Origin of the sequence: Roseivivax halotolerans (assembly GCF_900115815.1) — a bacterium.
Classification (GTDB): domain Bacteria; phylum Pseudomonadota; class Alphaproteobacteria; order Rhodobacterales; family Rhodobacteraceae; genus Roseivivax; species Roseivivax halotolerans.
Genome location: NZ_FOXV01000013.1, coordinates 22816 through 40572 on the forward strand (window position 1 = coordinate 22816; position 17757 = coordinate 40572).

The 17757-nt window shown below is 63.6% G+C and carries 19 protein-coding genes and 1 pseudogene; 10 read left to right on the top strand and 10 right to left on the bottom strand.

What is annotated here, in order from left to right:
• Window positions 1-12: 12 nt before the first annotated feature.
• The 6 genes and pseudogenes from BM171_RS15305 to BM171_RS15330 form a co-directional block, all read right to left on the bottom strand.
• Window positions 13-459 (bottom strand): MarR family winged helix-turn-helix transcriptional regulator, encoded by a 447-nt coding sequence (locus tag BM171_RS15305; protein WP_175497584.1) that lies wholly within the window; start codon window positions 457-459, stop codon window positions 13-15.
• Between the two features lie 185 nt (window positions 460-644).
• On the bottom strand, window positions 645-1259 hold the full coding sequence (locus BM171_RS15310) for a LysE family translocator (protein WP_093014392.1): 615 nt from the start codon (window positions 1257-1259) through the stop codon (window positions 645-647).
• The gene (locus BM171_RS15315; protein ID WP_093014395.1) at window positions 1259-1711 is read right to left on the bottom strand and encodes an Lrp/AsnC family transcriptional regulator; all 453 of its coding nucleotides are present in this window, start codon (window positions 1709-1711) and stop codon (window positions 1259-1261) included. Before BM171_RS15315 ends, BM171_RS15310 begins: the two co-directional genes overlap by 1 nt.
• Window positions 1712-1959: 248 nt before the next feature.
• Entirely contained in the window at window positions 1960-2427 is a 468-nt protein-coding gene (locus BM171_RS15320) for a GNAT family N-acetyltransferase (RefSeq protein WP_093014398.1), read from the bottom strand.
• Window positions 2428-2693: 266 nt separating this feature from the next.
• Window positions 2694-3886, bottom strand: a pseudogene (locus BM171_RS15325) (DUF932 domain-containing protein).
• An 88-nt stretch (window positions 3887-3974) separates the two neighbouring features.
• The gene (locus tag BM171_RS15330; RefSeq protein ID WP_093014401.1) at window positions 3975-5063 is read right to left on the bottom strand and encodes a site-specific integrase; all 1089 of its coding nucleotides are present in this window, start codon (window positions 5061-5063) and stop codon (window positions 3975-3977) included.
• Window positions 5064-5176: 113 nt separating this feature from the next.
• On the opposite strand from BM171_RS15330, the gene dusA reads away from it, so the two are divergent.
• Both dusA and BM171_RS19365 read left to right on the top strand, forming a co-directional pair.
• The gene (gene dusA / locus BM171_RS15335; protein WP_093014404.1) at window positions 5177-6172 is read left to right on the top strand and encodes a tRNA dihydrouridine(20/20a) synthase DusA; all 996 of its coding nucleotides are present in this window, start codon (window positions 5177-5179) and stop codon (window positions 6170-6172) included.
• Window positions 6173-6326: 154 nt separating this feature from the next.
• Entirely contained in the window at window positions 6327-7316 is a 990-nt protein-coding gene (locus BM171_RS19365) for a calcium-binding protein (protein WP_093014407.1), read from the top strand.
• Window positions 7317-7322: 6 nt separating this feature from the next.
• On the opposite strand, the gene BM171_RS15345 is transcribed toward BM171_RS19365, so the two are convergent.
• The 3 genes from BM171_RS15345 to ccmI are packed head-to-tail and all read right to left on the bottom strand — an operon-like array spanning window position 7323 to window position 9296.
• Entirely contained in the window at window positions 7323-7571 is a 249-nt protein-coding gene (locus BM171_RS15345; RefSeq protein ID WP_093014410.1) for a DUF1289 domain-containing protein, read from the bottom strand.
• A 22-nt stretch (window positions 7572-7593) separates the two neighbouring features.
• On the bottom strand, window positions 7594-8067 hold the full coding sequence (gene ruvX / locus BM171_RS15350; protein WP_093014413.1) for a Holliday junction resolvase RuvX: 474 nt from the start codon (window positions 8065-8067) through the stop codon (window positions 7594-7596).
• Window positions 8064-9296 (bottom strand): c-type cytochrome biogenesis protein CcmI, encoded by a 1233-nt coding sequence (gene ccmI, locus BM171_RS15355; protein WP_175497588.1) that lies wholly within the window; start codon window positions 9294-9296, stop codon window positions 8064-8066. Before ccmI ends, ruvX begins: the two co-directional genes overlap by 4 nt.
• Before the next feature lie 185 nt (window positions 9297-9481).
• On the opposite strand from ccmI, the gene BM171_RS15360 reads away from it, so the two are divergent.
• From BM171_RS15360 to rarD, 8 genes are all read left to right on the top strand, one after another.
• Window positions 9482-10726, top strand: a complete 1245-nt coding sequence (locus BM171_RS15360) for a sarcosine oxidase subunit beta family protein (RefSeq protein ID WP_093014416.1) — start codon at window positions 9482-9484, stop codon at window positions 10724-10726.
• A 13-nt stretch (window positions 10727-10739) separates the two neighbouring features.
• On the top strand, window positions 10740-11069 hold the full coding sequence (locus tag BM171_RS15365) for a sarcosine oxidase subunit delta (RefSeq protein WP_093014419.1): 330 nt from the start codon (window positions 10740-10742) through the stop codon (window positions 11067-11069).
• Window positions 11066-14080, top strand: a complete 3015-nt coding sequence (locus BM171_RS15370; RefSeq protein WP_093014422.1) for a sarcosine oxidase subunit alpha family protein — start codon at window positions 11066-11068, stop codon at window positions 14078-14080. The genes BM171_RS15365 and BM171_RS15370 overlap by 4 nt, the downstream gene beginning before the upstream one ends.
• Window positions 14073-14636 (top strand): sarcosine oxidase subunit gamma, encoded by a 564-nt coding sequence (locus BM171_RS15375; RefSeq protein ID WP_175497585.1) that lies wholly within the window; start codon window positions 14073-14075, stop codon window positions 14634-14636. The genes BM171_RS15370 and BM171_RS15375 overlap by 8 nt, the downstream gene beginning before the upstream one ends.
• Window positions 14637-14797: 161 nt before the next feature.
• Window positions 14798-15406, top strand: a complete 609-nt coding sequence (locus BM171_RS15380) for a superoxide dismutase (protein ID WP_093014428.1) — start codon at window positions 14798-14800, stop codon at window positions 15404-15406.
• Between the two features lie 128 nt (window positions 15407-15534).
• The gene (locus BM171_RS15385; protein WP_093014431.1) at window positions 15535-15765 is read left to right on the top strand and encodes a hypothetical protein; all 231 of its coding nucleotides are present in this window, start codon (window positions 15535-15537) and stop codon (window positions 15763-15765) included.
• Window positions 15765-16220 carry a host attachment family protein gene (locus BM171_RS15390; RefSeq protein ID WP_093014435.1) on the top strand — a complete coding sequence of 152 codons (456 nt, stop codon included), beginning with the start codon at window positions 15765-15767 and terminating at the stop codon, window positions 16218-16220. Before BM171_RS15385 ends, BM171_RS15390 begins: the two co-directional genes overlap by 1 nt.
• A gap of 90 nt (window positions 16221-16310) precedes the next feature.
• Window positions 16311-17228 carry an EamA family transporter RarD gene (gene rarD / locus BM171_RS15395; protein WP_093014438.1) on the top strand — a complete coding sequence of 306 codons (918 nt, stop codon included), beginning with the start codon at window positions 16311-16313 and terminating at the stop codon, window positions 17226-17228.
• On the opposite strand, the gene BM171_RS15400 is transcribed toward rarD, so the two are convergent.
• Window positions 17150-17722 (bottom strand): LOG family protein, encoded by a 573-nt coding sequence (locus tag BM171_RS15400; protein WP_093014441.1) that lies wholly within the window; start codon window positions 17720-17722, stop codon window positions 17150-17152. The two genes, rarD and BM171_RS15400, sit on opposite strands and share 79 nt — an antisense overlap.
• Window positions 17723-17757 lie beyond the last annotated feature (35 nt).

Genomic DNA, 17757 nt, shown 5'->3' on the forward strand with positions numbered 1-17757 from the left:
GAATATCGTAGTTTACAAGTCTCGTCTTCGAGAAACATGGTCCGCGATCCGGGTCATCTTCCGCACGAAATCGGCGCGCTCCTCGGGGTCGAGCGCATCCAGCATGATTTGCATCGTCGCGCGCTCCTCCGCTTCGAGCCGCCCGAAGGTGTCGCGACCGTCCACGGTCAGATGAAGCGCGACGGCGCGCCGGTTCGTATCGGGCCGGTCCCGTCTGAGCAAACCGCGCTCCACCAGCCTGTCGACAAGGCTGCTTGCGGTCGTGGGCACGATGCCGAGATACTCCCCGAGTTCCGACAGCTTGCAGCCGTCCTTGCCCGACACGAAGCGCAGCGTCTGGATTTCGGCTGGGGTGAAACTGAACTCGTTGTGCGCGATGCGCAGCTTCGTCTCGGCGATCTTCAACGCCCGCATGAGCGTTGCGACGGCATGGTGCAGGTCATCGACATCCTTGGTCATGGTCGGACGATACGAGTTTCGTAAGGTTCTTGGAAGGGGCCGGAAGCTGGGCATTGGCACCGATGTACAGTGACGGGCCTCCAAACCCGTCACGAAAAACCCGGCCGCCCTCTCACTCTATGAACAAAGGGCCGCGATCGCGTCACCCGGGGTGACTGCCGAGCGGGACGGGACGGTTGTTGATGTCAAGAAAGGGCCGAGCCGATCGCCCATAGGCCAAATGCGATAAGCACGACGCCCGACAGGCGCGAAACCCATGCCGCAAATGTTTCGGGCAGGCGGTGCCGGGCGAGCGCCACACCACCGCTGAGAATGCCCCACAATAGCATCGAGCCGGCGAAGACGCCGGAGACAACGAGCAGGGCACTTGTCGCCCCCGATCCCGAGGCGAGTCCGAGACCGGCGAAGACCGCGGCGAACGACAGGATCGTTAGCGGGTTCGTGATCGTGAGAACGAATGTAGACGCCGTTGTTCCGATCAGATCCCGCGCCGAGACCTTCGCCGCCATGCGGGGCGGGCTCGGGGTCAGACCTTTCCAGCCGAGCCACAGCATGAAGGTGCCCCCCACCAGCCGAAGCGGTATATCGATGACGCTCAGAATGCTCGAGAACGCCGCGAAGCCGAAGGCGGCCAAGGCCGCATAAACGCCATCTGCCAGAGCCGTTCCAAGGCCACCAGCGACACCAGCGACGAAGCCACGCTCCAATGTCCGATTGATGCAAAGCGCCCCGATCGGTCCGAGCGGAGCGGCGATCGCCAGCCCGATGATCAGGCTCTTTCCGAAAAGCAAGAGATCCATCAGGATGAACCCTTCTGTACAAAAGCCCCCGAGACCGAAGAAGACAGCGCAATCAGCGTCTCGGTTCGGCCGAGAAATTTCCGTGCCTTGAGGTCGGTCAGAAACCCTTCGATCTCTGGCGCAGCAACGACGCGGAGCTTGATTAGATAGGACCAGCTACCCGTGACGTGGTGGCATTCGAGGATTGCCGGGTTCGTCTCGGCAAAATCGCGAAAGGAAGCTTCGTCGGCGTCTTCACGCAGAGCGATCCAGACGAATACAAGGGTTTCCAGCCCCATGGCGGCCGGGTCCAGATCGACCGTGAAGCGCTTGATGACACCCGATGCGGTAAGGCGGCGGATACGCTCGTTCACGCTGGATGGAGACAGGCCAACAGTGCCGCCGATGTCCGCCAATGAGCGCTTGGCATCCAAAGACAGCAGATCAATGATTTTCCGGTCAATTTCATCCATGGCCGCAGATTATGCGGCATGTAGCGGAATAACAAGAGATTCTTTCGGTTACACAGACAGAAGGCCGCATCTGGCACGATAGAGGGGGCGTCGTGCCTTGTGATTCCGAGCTCATTCGTGGAAGAGAAGGCTTCTCGGAACGGCGGCACGACAATCATGCCGCCGACGAAATCGTCGTTCCTGAGCACAAATGTTAAGACGCCGGCAAACGAGTGCCGGGCCATCCCAGTGGACGGCCCGGTTCTTCGTCAGAGATGCTTCCAGTAGATGACCTTGTCGCCTCCTGGCTCGTAGAACTCGCGGATGCGGGCTTCCTCCACATAGCCGTTCGTGCGGTAGAAGGACCGGGTGCGCTCGAAGGCTGGCGTGCCAAGGGTCTCCACGATCAGGATGCGTCCGCCCGCTGCGCGGAGAAGGTCCTCGAGGTGACGCATCATTGCCGCGCCGATGCCTTGTCCGCGGCAGTCGTCGAGGATGCCGATGGCCAGCAGGTTCCACGTGCCACTCGTCATGCGCTCGGGTTCGCAGAACCCGAAACCGATGAGACGGTCGCCGGTGAGAGCAACGAACCACAGGTCGTTGCTGGTCCGGTCGAGATAGCCGGTCATCATGTCTTTGAGCGTCTCGGGAGGGAAGAGTTCGGCGTTCTCCGCCACGGACTTTATGGCGGCGATGTCCAGCCGCTCGGCAGGACGGATCGTCAGGTCAATGGTCATGGTGTGTTGAGCTTTCGTCTGCTCGGCGAGATGACCGGCAGCAACTGACTGGATCCAGTCAGGCGCCGTTCTCGCCAGTGATGTTGGATTGCCACACTCAGAGCTGCGGGCAGTCGCTCTCGCGGCCGCCAGCGTCTTCCGTGTTCAGCGCCCTCGGATCAGGAAGCGCGGTGACCCGCAATCGTAGACATCAAAGCTCCATGCCGCGCGGGTGCGCGGCTGGAGCCTCAATGCCACGACGGCGGGCGATCGGCAATGTCCCGCGATCAGATCGCACGCTCCAGGAGCACCTTCGCGCGCGTCTCCATGGTGAGCCTTGCATCCTGCTGCGGCTTGCTTCGCGCGACAGCCGTGATGCCCTGCACGAAGTCGAAGACGCTCTCGGGCGGTCGGCCTTCCTCGGCCAGAACCGTTTCGACGATCTTCGCCGTCTCGGCTTTCGAGAAGCCGCGTTTCTTCAGGAAATCTTGCCGGTCCTCGTCCGACCGCGCGACGATCTTCTCCCGCGCCGCGCGGATGCCGTCGATGAACGGCGCGGGCGAGGACTCGGCGAAGCGGCTCAGCGCCGGGGCGGCCTCGTGGGCGAAGCGGGAAGCGGCGTATTTCGAGTGCCGGATCGTGATCTCCTGGAAATCCTCGACGCCCCAGAGGTTGCGGTTCTGGCACACGGCCCGGAGATAGAAGCTGGCGATGCCGAGCGTCTTGGCGCCCACCTCGGAATTCCAGCAGTAGAACCCCGGAAATAGAGGTCGGGCGAGCCGTCGGGCAGCAACCCCGCCTCGATGGGGTTCAGGTCATCGACGAGAAACAGGAAGACGTCGCGGTCGGAGGCGTAGAGCGTCGTCGTCTCCTTCGTCACGTCCACGCGCGGGTTGTAGATACCGGTGGACCAGTCGAGCACGCCCGGCACCTTCCAACGAGTGTCGCCAATGCCGTTTCCGGCGATGCGCTGGACGGCGGAGACAAGTTCGTGGTCGTAGATGCGGCCATAGTCCGGACCGGTCACGGCACGCAGTTCGGTGCGGCCATTTCCGGTTTCCAGCGTCTTGATCTGTTCGGCACGGTGGTTGGTCAGCCCATATTGCAGGTTGATGCCGGCCAGCGGTGCAGGGAGCTGGCGCAGTTAGGCCGCAGGAGCGCCCACGAGGCTGGCGAGTTGGCCGAAGGACCAATGCGTCGGCGCGATGGGTTCATCCGCGCCCGGCAGGACAAGGCCCAACTTCTCGGGCTTGTCACGATGCGCGTCGACCCGGATCGCCGCGCTCTCCACCGTGCGCGTCCGGCTCCGCTCCGCCCGGCCCTTGACCGAGGCGAAGAGATCATCGAGCGACAGATAGCGCTCGTCATCCGGTCGCGAGAACCATTCAGATGACACGCGGTCCACATTCGTGCCGCGAGACACATCCACCTTGTAACCGCCGCTGGTGTCACGCCCGGCATCGAAAATCTCGGTATTCATGGTTTTCTCCCGCGACGGGCGGCCGGGAGCCTCTCTCTCGACCTCCAAACCCGTCTCGGGCCGGAACGGCTCCCCTCTGACTCTCGGGTCACTCCGCTGCGAGATCCCCCAGCGGAGAGGGGCCGCGCGATGCGGCCAGCCGGTGCAGTGCCTCCGGGCGGATATGGGTGTAGCGGCGCAGCATCTTCCAATCCTTGTGGCCGGTGACCAGCGAGACCTGTTCGATCGCGAATCCGGCCTCGAACAGGCGGCTTGTGCCCTCATGGCGCAAATCGTGGAAATGCAGGTCCTTTACTCTGACCTCGACGCAGGCGCGCCGGAAAGCCGTTCCGACCGATCTCGAGTTGTAGGGAAAGATCCGGCCTCTTGCGTGCCCGAGTTCCTTTGCCTGATCGGTGACCAACGCCCAGGCATCGAACTCCGTGGCGGCGAAGAGCGGAATCCGCTGGTCGTTCCCGGTCTTGTTGCGCGGGTCCTTCCTGTCGCGGATCATGAGCATCCGGCGGTCGACGTCGAGATCGGTCCATGCGACGCGGCAGATCTCATCGAGCCGCATGGCCGTGGCCACGGCGAACTTCACGATCCGTGTCATCGGCAGGGTCAGGCGTTCGTTGTCATCGAAGCAGCGGAAGAGGCGGTTCAGCTCGTCCGTGGTGGGGCGGCGGTCCCGCTCGGTGCCTTTGCCGATGAGGCCGAGCCGCTTGAGCGCGACACGCGCCAGATCAACGGGTTCGGGAGAAATGTCGAGCCCGTGCACGGCTGCAGCGTGGGTGATGATCATCTTGATCACGCCAATGTCGATCCCAAGGGTCACTGGTCCCGCGCCCTGGTCTGCACGCATCTTCCCGTAGTCGATCAGCTTCTGCCGATCGAGGTGACCGATCCGTTCCTTTCCAAGATCGCGCTTCAGCGTCGTGAGTGTCGCGGCCTTGCTGCGACGCGGCGGTTTCCCTACCTCGCACATATCGGTTATATGAAGGTCGATGAGGTCGCCAAAGGTCTGGAGGCGGGAGACGGACGACTTGTTCGGCGCCAGCCCCTGATCGACCCGGGTCTCAGCTTGGCGGGCCCAACGATGGGCGTCGTCGCGGCGGAGGAACGTCTCGCTCGCGTAGCGGCCCTTTCGTCTGATCTGAACCCGGTAGGCACCGGAGGGGAGCTTGGTGATGGAGGCCATTTTCGTGTGCGCTGTATGTGCAATGAGTCGTCGTAGAGGGGCAAATTCGGGGATATTGGGGCGTATTCCAGCGTAGCAGCATCCGCCGCCAACAGTTTGAAGATACACAAAAAATGCAAATAAATCAACACGCTAGATTATCCTGCGCCCCTATGATGGACTGGACCGATCGGCATTGCCGGTATTTCCATCGGCTGCTGTCACGGCAGGCGCTGCTCTATACCGAGATGGTGACGGCGCCGGCCTTGGTGCGCGGCGGGGCTTTACACCTTCTGGATCACGCGCCCGAAGAGCATCCGGTCGCCTTGCAGCTCGGCGGAAGCGATCCGGACGAGCTTGCCGAGGCGGCGCGGCTGGGGCAGGCGGCCGGGTACGACGAGATCAATCTCAATGTCGGCTGTCCGTCGGATCGCGTGCAGTCGGGCACGTTCGGCGCGGTTCTGATGAAGGATCCCGCGCTCGTCGCCCGTGCCGTGGCCGCCATGCGGGCGGAAGTCGATGCGGAGGTCACGGTGAAGTGTCGTCTCGGTGTCGACGAACAGGAGGCCGAAGAGGTGCTTCCCGCATTCATCGAGGCTGTTGCGAGCGCTGGCTGCGAGCGGGTCATCATCCACGCGCGGAAGGCCTGGCTGCAGGGGCTGAGCCCGAAGGAAAACCGGGACTTCCCGCCGCTCGATTACGGGCTGGTGCTCCGCATGAAGACGCGGTTTCCGCAGATGCATGTCTCGGTGAATGGCGGCATTGCCGATCTCGAAACCGCGCGGGAGTTTCTCGATGCCGGGCTCGACGGGGTCATGATCGGACGGGCAGCCTATCACGCTCCGTGGGACGTGCTGGCCGATGCGGATCGCGTGATCTTCGCGACCGGGCGCCCCGCGCCCGAGGCGCGCGACATCGCGCTCGAGTTGATCCCCTATATCGACGATCATATCGCGGCGGGCGGCAGGCTGCACCAGGTCACGCGCCACATGCTGGGGCTTTTCGCGGGGCGTCCCGGTGCGCGGGTCTGGCGGCGCGTCTTGTCCGAGAACGCCACCAAGAGAGGCGCGGATTCGTCGCTGATCCTGCATGCGCTCGACGAGATGGATGCAGCACAGCGCGCCGCCTGAGGGATCGCAAATAAGGCGCAAACATGGCGCAATCGGGTAGCTTGGGCGTCATTGTTTCCCATCCTGCAGCAATCGCTGAAATTCCTTCCTATTCGACCGAATATCGGCAAACCTTCATGCCGGGGATTTCTGTGTTTCTGCCTGGGGGATTGTGATGATCTGGCTCCTGACGCTGCTGCCTTTCCTTGCCCTGTCGGCCTTTGTCGACTTTGGTGGTGACGACGACGATGATGACGACAACGACACCGCGCCGACGGATGGATCGGATAGCGGCGACAATGGTGATGACGGGGACGACGGCGATGACGGCGAAGAGCCGCCGCTCAGTTCCGGCGAAGACGAAGACATAACTCTGACCGAAGGGGATGACCGGTTCGACGGCTCCACTGGCAACGACACACTGCGCGGGCTCGGGGGCGACGACTTCCTGGAGGGCAGTTCGGGTGACGACTCGCTCGAGGGCGGGCCCGGCGATGACACGCTGGTCGGCCAGGGCGGTCAGGACACCGCGATTGGGGGCACGGGCGACGATTCCATAGAAGGCGGCGACGGCGACGACTTTGCCAAGGGCAATGACGGCGACGACACGATCCGTGGCAATGACGGGAACGACACCTTGCTCGGAGGCCTTGGCGAAGATTCCCTGCGCGGCGGCGACGACGACGATTACGTCGAGGGCGGTGCCAATGATGACCAGGTGCTCGGCAATGACGGCGACGACACGCTTCTCGGACTCGACGGCAACGACACGCTGAACGGTGGCGAGGGCGAGGACAGTCTGAACGGCGGTCCGGGCATGAACGTGCTGACCGGCGGCGCAGGCGCTGACAGCTTCACCATCGACCTGACGCGCGAAGACGGCGAAGACATTCCGGCGATGTCGGCAACGATCACCGAATTCGCGGTCGAGGGCGAGGAGGAGGATGTGCTTCTCCTGATGCTCGACGATCAGGATGATGGCCTTGCTGTAGGCGTGACCGAGGACGGGGACGATGCGCTTCTGACGCTCGGAGAGGGTGAGGATGCGGTCACGCTGGCGCGGATCATCGACGGTGCCCTGAACGGGTTCAGCCTCGAGAACGTGGTAACGGTCGCGGGCGATGATGGCTCGCCGGATACGATGGAGCCGCCCGTCGCGGCTTGATCGACGCTAGCTTTTCGCGGCCAGCTTGCTGGCCCTGCCGCCGCGCCTCTTCTTGAGGCGCGGTGCGCGTTCGGGAAGGGTCTCCATGATCTCTGCGCGTTCCTCGGATGTCATGCGGGACCAGCGCGTGATCTCGTCGATGGAGCGGTAGCAGCCGACGCAGATGCGTTCTTCGGGATGCACGACGCATAGCTGCACGCAGGGGCTTTCGATCCCCGCGCTCCGTGCGCGTTGCTGTCCTGACTTGTCCGCCATGCTGCTCGTTTGCCTCTTGGCCTTACCCTTGGCGAATATGCCTAATCCGGTCGAGAGCACCCTGCAAGATGTAGGATGCAGCGACATTGTCGATGCGCTCCGCGCGACGCATACGCGATGTATCGGCTTCGAGTAGCGCACGTTCTGCGGCCACGGTGGACAGCCGCTCGTCCCAGAAGGTGATCGCCCCGTCCCAAAGCCGTGAGAAATTGCGGGCGAAGGCCCTCGTCGATTGGCAGCGCGCGCCTTCGCTGCCATCCATGTTGCGCGGCAGGCCGAGTACGACGCCGCCGATCTCGCGCCCGTTCAGGATCTCGATCAGACGCTCGGCATCCTGCGTGAACTTCTTGCGCCGGATCGTCTCGAGCGGCGTCGCAACAGACAACAGCCTGTCGGACACCGCCACACCGATCGTCTTGTCGCCAAGATCGAGCCCCGCAATGGCTCTCATCGGGGGAAGAGCCGGCAGGGCCTCGTCGAGAGTTTCGTGGATCATTCCTCAACCCCGGCGGATCGAGCCGCCTCGCGCACCGTTGTCAGCGCCGCCTCGTCACCGAGGAACACCTCTTCGGCGTTCTGCAGGATCGCGCGAGCCTGGTCGAGATTTCCCAGAACGCCATAGGCCGAGATCAGCCGCGCCCATTCCTCGGGGCTGCCGCCTTGCGTCGCGAGCCGGTCAGAAAGCCGCGCGACCATGCCTTCGATCATGCCTTGACGGTCTTCTTCGCTAAGCTCGCCCGCAGCCTCGAGGTCGTCCGCGGTCGGGCCGGGCAGGGCGGTCTGCGGTACGGGCGGGCTGTAATCGTTGACGCCGGCGCGCCAGGCCATGTCCTCGATCTGACTCATGATCGGCGCGACCCAGGCATCCTCCGCTGTCGAGCGGCGCAGAAGATTGTCCCAGATGCGAAAGGCGCGATCCGGCCGGCCCGTTTGTGCCATGCTCAGCCCGGCATAATAGGAGGCGACACCATTCTCGGGATCGCGGTTCAGCGCGCTCTCGACTGCGGCCTCGGCTTCGGGCGAGACGTATCCGCCGGCGGCGAGCACCATCATGTCGGCGAGATCGGCGTAATCCTCCGCCGTCGCCTCCTCGCCCTTGAGCTCGATGATCCGTTCCTGGGCGCGATAGGCGGCGCGATAATTGCCCAGCGCTGCCTCGGAGCGCGCAAGAAGCTGGAAGCCCTGCACATCGTTCTGCCGCTCTGCGACGGTGGCGCGCAGACGCTCGACCAGCGCTTGGTATTCGGGGTTCGGAGCCTCAGCCGGGGCAGAAGCCGCATCGCTTTCGGCCTCGCTTTGCGCGGGGCGGTTCTGCCGGGCCTCCTCGGCCCGCGCGATGCGGTCGGAGAGGCCGAGATCGCCGTAGCCTGGCGCACCAAGGCTTGCATAAAGGTAGATCGACCCGGACACGAGGAAGAGCGCGATGAGAAGCGCCGCGACGCGCGAGACCGGCTTCGGCTCCGACCCGGCGGCGGTTTCGGACGCGTCCTTGGCATCGGCCGCCAGTAGACGGCGCGACACCTCGGTCCGCAGCCGCTGGGCTTCTTCGGGGCCGACCGTGCCACGCTCTTCATCGCGGTCGATCTCGCGCAGCTGGTCGCGATAGACACCGATATCGGACGCCACGGCGTCCTGCGCCGAGCGCCGCCCGCGCAGAAGCGCCAAGACGATCACCGCGCCGACCAGCAACGCCATCGCGGCACTCAAGATCCAGAAGGCGATCATGCCGTCTCCCATCCATTCATCCCGTGCAGACATATCCATCCCGGCCCCTGACAAAAAGGCAAAAAACCCGGTGGCGCGAGCATGTCGCAACTGCGCGGTAATGTGACGGGTCTCGGCATGGCGGGCGATGCCCGCCCGTGCGACGAGGGCCGGACAGGGACGCTTATTCGGGAATCGCCGCCGATATGAAACGCTACTCCGCCTTCGCACTCGCTCGGGAAGCATTTCGCAACCACCAGGGGTGGGAGCGTGCCTGGCGCGATGCCCAGCCGAAAAAGCATTACGATGCGATCATCGTCGGTGCCGGAGGGCATGGTCTTGCATCCGCGTATTACCTCGGCAAGAACCACGGCATCCGCAACGTCGCGATCATCGAGAAGGGCTGGCTCGGCGGCGGGAACACGGGTCGGAATACGACCATCATCCGCTCGAACTATCTGCAGGATCCCTCTGCCGCGATATACGAGAAGTCCCGCTCGCTCTACGAGACGCTGAGCCAGGATCTCAACTACAACATCATGTATTCGCCGCGCGGCGTGATGATGCTGGCGCAGACGGAGCACGAGGTGCGCGGCTACCGGCGCACGGCACATGCCAATGCGCTGCAAGGCGTCGACACCACCTTCATCAGCCCAAAGAAGGTCAAGGAGCTGGTGCCGATCATCGAACTCAAGGGCCCGCGCTACCCCGTCCTCGGCGCGCTCTGGCAGGAGCGCGCAGGGACCGCCCGTCACGACGCCGTTGCCTGGGGCTATGCACGGGCGTGCTCCGACATGGGCATGGACGTGATCCAGAAATGCGAAGTGACCGGCATCCAGCGCGAGGGCGGCCGCGTCACGGGCGTGTCGACCACGAAAGGCGATATCGGCTGCAACAAGCTCGGCATCGTTGTCGCGGGTCATTCGGGGCATCTTGCCGAGATGGCCGGCTTCCGGCTGCCGATCGAGAGCGTCGCGCTGCAGGCGCTTGTCTCCGAGCCGATCAAGCCCTGCATGGACGTCGTCGTCATGGCCAACACCGTGCACGGCTACATGAGCCAGTCCGACAAGGGCGAGATGGTGATCGGCGGCGGCGCGGACGGCTACAACAACTACACCCAGCGCGGCTCTTTCCACCATATCGAGGAGACGGTGCGCGCGCTTTGCGAGACCTTCCCGATGATCTCGCGCCTCAAGATGCTGCGGCAATGGGGCGGCATCGTGGACATGACCGGCGACCGCTCGCCGATCCTGTCGAAGACGCCGGTCGAGAACGTGTTCATCAATTGCGGCTGGGGCACCGGCGGATTCAAGGCGATCCCGGGCTCGGGCTGGGGGTTTGCCGAACTGATGGCCAAGGGGCATTCGCCGCTTACCGAGGCCTTCGGCCTGGAGCGCTTCCGCGAGGGCCGTTTTGTCGACGAGTCGGTCGCCGCCGGCGTGGCACATTAAGGAGATACGGGACATGCTGATCCTTGAATGCCCCTATTGCGGCGTCAAAGCCGACGAGACCGAACTGCATCCCGGCGGCGAGGCGCACCTGACGCGCTTCGGGCCCGGATCGTCCGATGACGCGTTCGAAAGCTACCTTTTCATGCGCGCGAACCCCAAGGGCGTGCATTTCGAGCGCTGGCGGCACGCGCATGGCTGCGGCAAGTGGTTTCACGCCGCGCGCTGCACCGTGACGCTCGAGGTCTTCGGCACTTATTCGGCCCAGACCACGGAGCCCCCGTCCGACATTATCGAGAAGATCGCGGCCCGCCGTCCCGGCTGGGCGAAGGAGAGCCAGGCATGAGCACGCGCCTTGCGAAGGGCGGTCGCCTGATCGACCGCGCCACCACGCACCGTTTCACGTTCAACGGCCGCCAGATGCAGGGCTATGCGGGCGACACGCTGGCCTCTGCCTTGCTGGCGGGCGACCAGATGCTGGTCGGTCGGTCCTTCAAGTATCACCGCCCGCGCGGCATCGTGGCGAGCGGCGCCGAAGAGCCCAATGCCCTCGTCGGCCTCGGCTCCGGCAACACGTTCGAGCCGAACCAGCGCGTCACCGTCACCGAGCTGTTCGACGGGCTCGAGGCGCAGTCGCAGAACCACTGGCCGAGCCTCGAGTTCGACGTCGGCGCGATCAACGCGAAGCTGTCGCGCTTCCTGCCGGCGGGCTTCTACTACAAGACATTTATTCATCCCCGTCCGTTCTGGAAACACGTCTACGAGCCCTTCATCCGAAAGTCGGCAGGTCTCGGCAAGGCGCCGGACAAAGAGGCGCGCGACCCCGACACCTACGAGCATTTCTACGCTCACGTAGACGTTCTGGTGATCGGCGGCGGAGTGGCGGGACTTCAGGCGGCCAAGGTCGCGGCGCAGTCGGGCGGGAAAGTCCTGCTGATCGAGCAGAACGCTCATTGGGGCGGCCGCGCGCCAGTGGATGGCGGCACTGTCGACGGAGCAGAGGCGGATGCCTGGGTCTCGGCCACGCTTGAAGAGCTCGAAGGCATGGCCAATGTCACGCTGCGGGCGCGGACGATGGGCGCGGGTCTATACGATCACGGCTATGCCACGGCCTATGAGCGCGTCTCGGATCATGCGCCGGGCTCCGATGCGCCGCGTCATCGTCTCTGGCGGATCCGGGCAGGGCAGATCGTGACCGCGACCGGCGCGATAGAGCGTCCGCTCTCTTTTGCGGGCAACGACATTCCGGGCGTCATGCTGGCGTCCGCGGCGCGAGACTTCGCGGTGAACTACGCGGTCTCGCCGGGTGACCGGACGGTAGTCGTGACCAACAACGACGATGCTTACCGCACGGCGCTCGCGCTCAAGTCTTTGGGTCTCTCTGTCCCGGCGGTGATTGACGCGCGGGCGAATGGCGGGGGCGCGCTGATGGCCGAGGCCGAGGCGCAGGGCATCCGCGTTCTCAAGGGCAAGGGCATCGCCAAGGTCCAGGGCGGCGCGCGCGTCACCGGTGTCGAGATCTGCGCCCAGGCGGGCGAGGGCGCGACGCAGGAAACCATCGCCTGCGACGCCGTCGCCATGTCGGGTGGCTGGTCCCCGGTCGTGCATCTCTGGTCGCATATCGGCGGCAAGCTGACATGGGACGAGACCGAGAACTTCTTCCGCCCCGATCCCGAGCGCGCGCCGATCACCCATGACGGCTCCGCCATCGTGACCGCGGTTGGCGCGGCGAACGGGCATCTGGGTCTGTCGGAGATCGTCAGCGACGCAACGAGCGGCACAACCTCCGCGCTCAAGCGGATCGGCCTGTCGGTTGATGCGGCCGCGCCCGAGGCCAGCCCACGCGACGAAGCACCGATGGAGCCGGTCTGGCTGATGCCGCAGGGCGCCAAGCGCGCGCTCAGGGCGAAGGCCTGGCTAGACTTCCAGAATGATGTGAAGGTGACAGACGTTCAGCTTGCCGCACAGGAAGGCTATGTCTCGGTCGAACATACCAAGCGCTACACCACGCTTGGCATGGCGACGGACCAGGGAAAGCTGAGCAACATCAACGGCCTTGCGATCCTGTCTCAAGCATTGGGTGAAGGCATTCCGCAGGTCGGCACAACGACGTTCCGCCCGCCCTACACACCGATTTCGCTGGCCTCCATCGCCGGAGAGGCAAAGGGCGAGCTGTTCCAGCCGATCCGCCGCACCGCTCTGCATTCCTGGCACGAGGAAAACGGCGCGGAATGGGAGCCGGTCGGCCATTGGCGGCGCCCCTTCGCCTACAGAAAGCCGGGCGAGAGCACCCATGACGCGGTGACGCGCGAATGCGTCGCAACGCGGGAGAGCCTTGGCCTGCTCGACGCCTCGACGCTGGGCAAGATCCTCGTCAAAGGGCCTGATGCCGGGCGCTTCATGGACATGCTCTATACCAACATGATGTCGTCGCTGAAGCCGGGCTTCTGCCGCTACGGGCTCATGTGTTCCGAAAACGGCTTCCTCATGGATGACGGTGTCGTGGCGCGGATCGATGAGGACACGTTCCTATGCCACACGACCACCGGTGGCGCGGAGCGCATCCACGCCCATATGGAGGAATGGCTCCAGACCGAATGGTGGGACTGGAAGGTCTGGGTTCTGAACGTGACCGAGCAGTACACCCAGATCGGCGTTGTCGGCCCCAAGTCCCGCGCGGTGCTGGAAAAGCTCGGCACGGAAGGCATCGGCAAAGACGACCTGCCGTTCATGCGCTGGATCGATGGCAATGTCGGGGGCATCCCCGCGCGGATCTTCCGGATCTCCTTCTCGGGTGAATTGTCCTTCGAGATCGCGGTCGCGGCAAACCGGGGCCGGGAGCTCTGGGGCAAACTGATCGAGGCGGGCCAAGAGTTCAACGTCACCCCCTATGGCACTGAAGCGATGCACGTTTTGCGCGCCGAGAAGGGCTTCATCATGATCGGGGAGGAGACCGACGGGACGATCATTCCGCAGGATCTCGGACTGCACTGGGCGATCTCCAAGAAGAAGGAAGATTACATCGGCAAGCGCGCGCAGGAGCGGTCCTTCATGGACAATCCCGAGCGCTGGCAACTTGTTGGTCTGGAGACGACGGACGGCTCCAAACTGCCCGACGGGGCCTATGCGGTCGCGCCGGGCAATAACGCCAACGGCCAGGTGAACACGCAAGGGCGAGTAACGTCGAGCTATCATTCCGCCGCGCTTGGCCGTCCGATCGCGATGGGCCTTGTCCATAACGGACCCGACCGGATGGGTGAAGTGATCGAGTTCGCCATGACCGATGGCAGCCGTGTCCCGGCCAAGATCACCGGCACCATTTTCTTCGATCCCGAGGGGGAAAAGCAGAATGTCTGACATTGCACGCGATGGCGCACGCGCCGCTGGGTCGGTGACCGTCGACTCCCTCGGCCCGCAAGGCATGATCTCGGTTCGCGCGAAGATGGATGATCCGGCGCTGGCCTCAGCCCTGACGGAGCTTGGCGGCCTGTCGGTGCCCGGACCGCTTTCCATGTCGCGCAGCGGCGAGATGGCCGTGCTGTGGATGGGGCCGGACGAGGTGATGGTGCTCTGCGCCTATAACGCCGCCCAGCTTCTGTCCGAAAAGCTGTCTGCGTCGCTGTCGGGCGCTCATGCGCTTGCCGCGAATGTCTCGGACGCACGTGCGATGTTCCGCCTGACCGGTCCCGAGAACGAGGTCCGCGAGGCGCTGGCAAAGCTCACGCCGGCCGATTGCGCGCCCGATGCGCTGCCCGAAGGCCGGGTGCGCCGCACGCGGCTGGCCCAGGTCGCGGGAGCCATCTGGATCGAAGAGGGCGCGGCGAATGTCATCGCCTTCAGATCAGGTGCGGATTACGTCTTCGGTCTTCTGAAGACGGCCGCAGCGGACAGCGCGAGAGTCGGCTATTTCTAAGGTCCTGTTGCGGGGCGGTTTCTTTCGCGGATCGCGGAACCCTCACCGCTCCGTGACGTTGATTTCCAGATTGCGCCAGTTGCGCTCTTGACGCTTGCGGCTTGTCAGCGCACCAACGGCGCTATGTCGCAGATTATACTCTGAATAGAACGAGGACCGTCATGGCATTTGAACTTCCCGACCTTCCGTATCCCCACGACGCGCTCGCCTCGAAGGGCATGTCGCAGGAAACGCTCGAGTTCCACCACGACATTCACCACAAGGCCTATGTCGACAACGGCAACAAGGCGATCTCGGGCACCGAGTGGGAAAACAAGTCCGTCGAAGAGATCATCAAGGGCACGTACGACCCGAACGCGGTCGCGCAGTCCGGTATCTTCAACAACGCGTCGCAGTACTGGAACCACAACCAGTTCTGGGAAATGATGACCCCGGAAAACAAGGGCATCCCCAGCGAGCTTGAAGCTGCGCTGACCGAGAGCTTCGGCTCCGTCGACAAGTTCAAGGACGAGTTCGCCGCGGCCGGCGCAGGTCAGTTCGGCTCCGGCTGGGCATGGCTCGTGAAGGACACCGATGGCGGTCTCAAGGTCACCAAGACCGAGAACGGCGTCAATCCGCTTTGCTTCGATCAGACCGCGCTTCTTGGCGTCGATGTGTGGGAACACTCCTACTACATCGATTTCCGCAACAAGCGGCCGGCCTATCTGTCGAACTTCCTCGAGAACCTTGTGAACTGGGAAAACGTTGCCGAGCGCCTGTCTAAGGCATAAGCTTCGCCTCCCAAGCGATTGAAATTGAACGCCTCGACCCATCCGGTCGGGGCGTTTTTCTTTGCCCCGAGGAACGCCCGACCGGGCGGCGCGTTCATCCTGTGAAAGGCAACAAACGGAGGCATCTTATGGCCGAGCGTAAGAGATCGAACGATGGGCATCGCGAGACCGAAGAGGTTCTCGGCGAGAAGCCCGAGAACCTTCCCGAGAGCCCTGACCATGCCGGCAGTGCCGGCGGCGAGTTGAACCGGAAGGTCGGCAAGCGCGACGAGGAAAAGCAGGTCGACGACACGTCCGCCGGAAACACACGGCCCAAGGCGCAGGACACCGACGATAGCGGCGACAAGGAGAAGGTGTGATGGCCGAACTCACTCACGGAACTTGGGTGCTCATCGCAGACGGTGAGAAGGCGCTGTTTCTTCGCAATGATCTGGACGAGCACAATCCGGATTTGAACGTCGTGCGCGAAGAGGAGCAGGACAACCCGTCCGACTTCGACCAGTCTGCCAACAAGCCCGGCCGCAAGGGCGATACAGGCATCGGCCAAAGCTCCGCGATGGATGATACGGACTGGCATGAGCTGGCGAAGGAACGCTTTGCCGACGATCTTGCCGACTTGCTTTACAAGCAGGCGCATAAGCACAAGTTCGAGCGGATCGTGATCGTCGCGCCACCGCAAATCCTGGGTGAGCTTCGTAAGCAGATTCACAAGGAGGTGGCTTCAAAGGTCATCGCCGAGATCCCCAAGACGCTGACCAACCATCCGCTGGACAAGGTTGAAGAGATGCTGCGCGACGAGCTCGCAGAGGCATAAGATAGCGAGGCTCGGGTTTGTGCCCGGGCCTCATTGCGCCGGCCCTCACGCTCTGGCAAAGCTCTGTTGGCAAGGGCAGGGGGACCGCAAATGCAGGAGCAACGGATCGGCGTTCTCGCCATGATCGGCGCTTGCTCCATCTGGGGATTGTCCCCGCTTTACTACAAACTGCTCGCCGATGTGCCGCCTCTCGAGGTCTTGGCGCATCGCACGCTGTGGTCGATGTTGTTCTTCGCCGGTGTCCTCTTGGTGCAAGGGCGGCTCGGCGCGTTGCGGGACGCGCTATCGACGCCTCGCAGGATCGCTGCCATCGGCTTCGCCGCGATCATGATTTCCTGCAACTGGTTCCTGTTCATCCTCTCCATCCAGATCGAAAGGGCGACGGAAGCCAGCCTCGGCTATTACATCTTTCCACTGGTCGCGGTTCTGTTGGGCGTTCTGTTCTTTCGCGAACGACTGGGGCGCGCGCAGATGGTGGCCGTGGGATTGGCGACGATCGCGGTTCTCATATTGTCGGTGCAACTCGGTCATCCGCCTTGGGTGTCTCTCATCATCAGCCTGACCTTCGGCCTTTACGGCGTTGCGAAGAAACGACTTTCTGTCGGACCGGTGGTCTCGGTCACGGGCGAGGTGTTGCTGCTGACGCCATTGGCACTCGGCTGGCTCTGGCATCTGCACGGTGTCCGCGGCACGGGTCTCTTCGGTCAGGATGGAGGTGTGTCGGCACTCTTGATCGTGTCTGGCCCGCTTACCGCTTTGCCGCTCATCTTGTTCAGCTTTGCATCCCAGCGCGTCAATCTATCAAGCATCGGGCTCATCCAGTACTTGAACCCTACACTGCAATTCCTTGTCGCAACGCTGGTTTTCCGCGAACCCTTCGGCACGGTCCAGGCCGTGGCCTTCGCGCTGATCTGGACAGCTTTGGCGATCTATTCGACGGCGACGCTTCGGGCCGAAAGCGCGCGGCGCAAAGCCGCGATCGTACCCGACGCATCCGGCGAGACCTGAACGTTCTCGACAATGTCGCTCCCGGCGAAGCCTTGATCGACGACGTGATGCATCAGCGCGATCAGCGGATCCCAGTAGCCTTCGACGTTCATCAGCACGATGGGTTTGTCATGCAGACCGAGCTGCCGCCAGGTCAGCACCTCGAAGAATTCGTCGAGCGAGCCCGCACCGCCCGGAAGAACGGCGATGGCATCGGCGTTCATCAGCATGACTTTCTTGCGCTCGTGCATGGTCTCCGTGACGACGAAGGTCGTCAGATCGCGTTTCCCGACTTCCCATTTCACAAGGTGATCCGGGATCACGCCGAAGGTCTGGGCGCCCGCGTTCTGGGCAGACCGGGCCACGCGGCCCATCAGACCCACGTCGCCCGCACCGTAAACGAGCCGCCAGCCGGCCGCGCCGATTTCCTTGCCAAGCGCCTCGGCAGCCGCCGCGTAGGCCGGGTCGGAGCCGTCGCGCGCCCCGCAATACACGCAGATCGAGATTTGTTGCATCGCGACAACTCCATGCTTGCGCGGCTTTGACCGGT

Bases quoted from the DNA above. Each gene is read 5' to 3' on its own strand.
- ruvX (WP_093014413.1), bottom strand. From the start codon at position 8,067: ATGATCCACGAAACTCTCGACGAGGCCCTGCCGGCTCTTCCCCCGATG.
- BM171_RS19365 (WP_093014407.1), top strand. From the start codon at position 6,327: ATGATCTGGCTCCTGACGCTGCTGCCTTTCCTTGCCCTGTCGGCCTTT.
- BM171_RS15390 (WP_093014435.1), top strand. From the start codon at position 15,765: ATGGCCGAACTCACTCACGGAACTTGGGTGCTCATCGCAGACGGTGAG.
- dusA (WP_093014404.1), top strand. From the start codon at position 5,177: ATGCAAATAAATCAACACGCTAGATTATCCTGCGCCCCTATGATGGAC.
- BM171_RS15345 (WP_093014410.1), bottom strand. From the start codon at position 7,571: ATGGCGGACAAGTCAGGACAGCAACGCGCACGGAGCGCGGGGATCGAA.
- rarD (WP_093014438.1), top strand. From the start codon at position 16,311: ATGCAGGAGCAACGGATCGGCGTTCTCGCCATGATCGGCGCTTGCTCC.
- BM171_RS15360 (WP_093014416.1), top strand. From the start codon at position 9,482: ATGAAACGCTACTCCGCCTTCGCACTCGCTCGGGAAGCATTTCGCAAC.
- BM171_RS15305 (WP_175497584.1), bottom strand. From the start codon at position 459: ATGACCAAGGATGTCGATGACCTGCACCATGCCGTCGCAACGCTCATG.
- BM171_RS15330 (WP_093014401.1), bottom strand. From the start codon at position 5,063: ATGGCCTCCATCACCAAGCTCCCCTCCGGTGCCTACCGGGTTCAGATC.
- BM171_RS15400 (WP_093014441.1), bottom strand. From the start codon at position 17,722: ATGCAACAAATCTCGATCTGCGTGTATTGCGGGGCGCGCGACGGCTCC.
- BM171_RS15370 (WP_093014422.1), top strand. From the start codon at position 11,066: ATGAGCACGCGCCTTGCGAAGGGCGGTCGCCTGATCGACCGCGCCACC.
- BM171_RS15375 (WP_175497585.1), top strand. From the start codon at position 14,073: ATGTCTGACATTGCACGCGATGGCGCACGCGCCGCTGGGTCGGTGACC.
- BM171_RS15310 (WP_093014392.1), bottom strand. From the start codon at position 1,259: ATGGATCTCTTGCTTTTCGGAAAGAGCCTGATCATCGGGCTGGCGATC.
- BM171_RS15320 (WP_093014398.1), bottom strand. From the start codon at position 2,427: ATGACCATTGACCTGACGATCCGTCCTGCCGAGCGGCTGGACATCGCC.
- BM171_RS15380 (WP_093014428.1), top strand. From the start codon at position 14,798: ATGGCATTTGAACTTCCCGACCTTCCGTATCCCCACGACGCGCTCGCC.
- BM171_RS15315 (WP_093014395.1), bottom strand. From the start codon at position 1,711: ATGGATGAAATTGACCGGAAAATCATTGATCTGCTGTCTTTGGATGCC.
- ccmI (WP_175497588.1), bottom strand. From the start codon at position 9,296: ATGATCGCCTTCTGGATCTTGAGTGCCGCGATGGCGTTGCTGGTCGGC.
- BM171_RS15365 (WP_093014419.1), top strand. From the start codon at position 10,740: ATGCTGATCCTTGAATGCCCCTATTGCGGCGTCAAAGCCGACGAGACC.
- BM171_RS15385 (WP_093014431.1), top strand. From the start codon at position 15,535: ATGGCCGAGCGTAAGAGATCGAACGATGGGCATCGCGAGACCGAAGAG.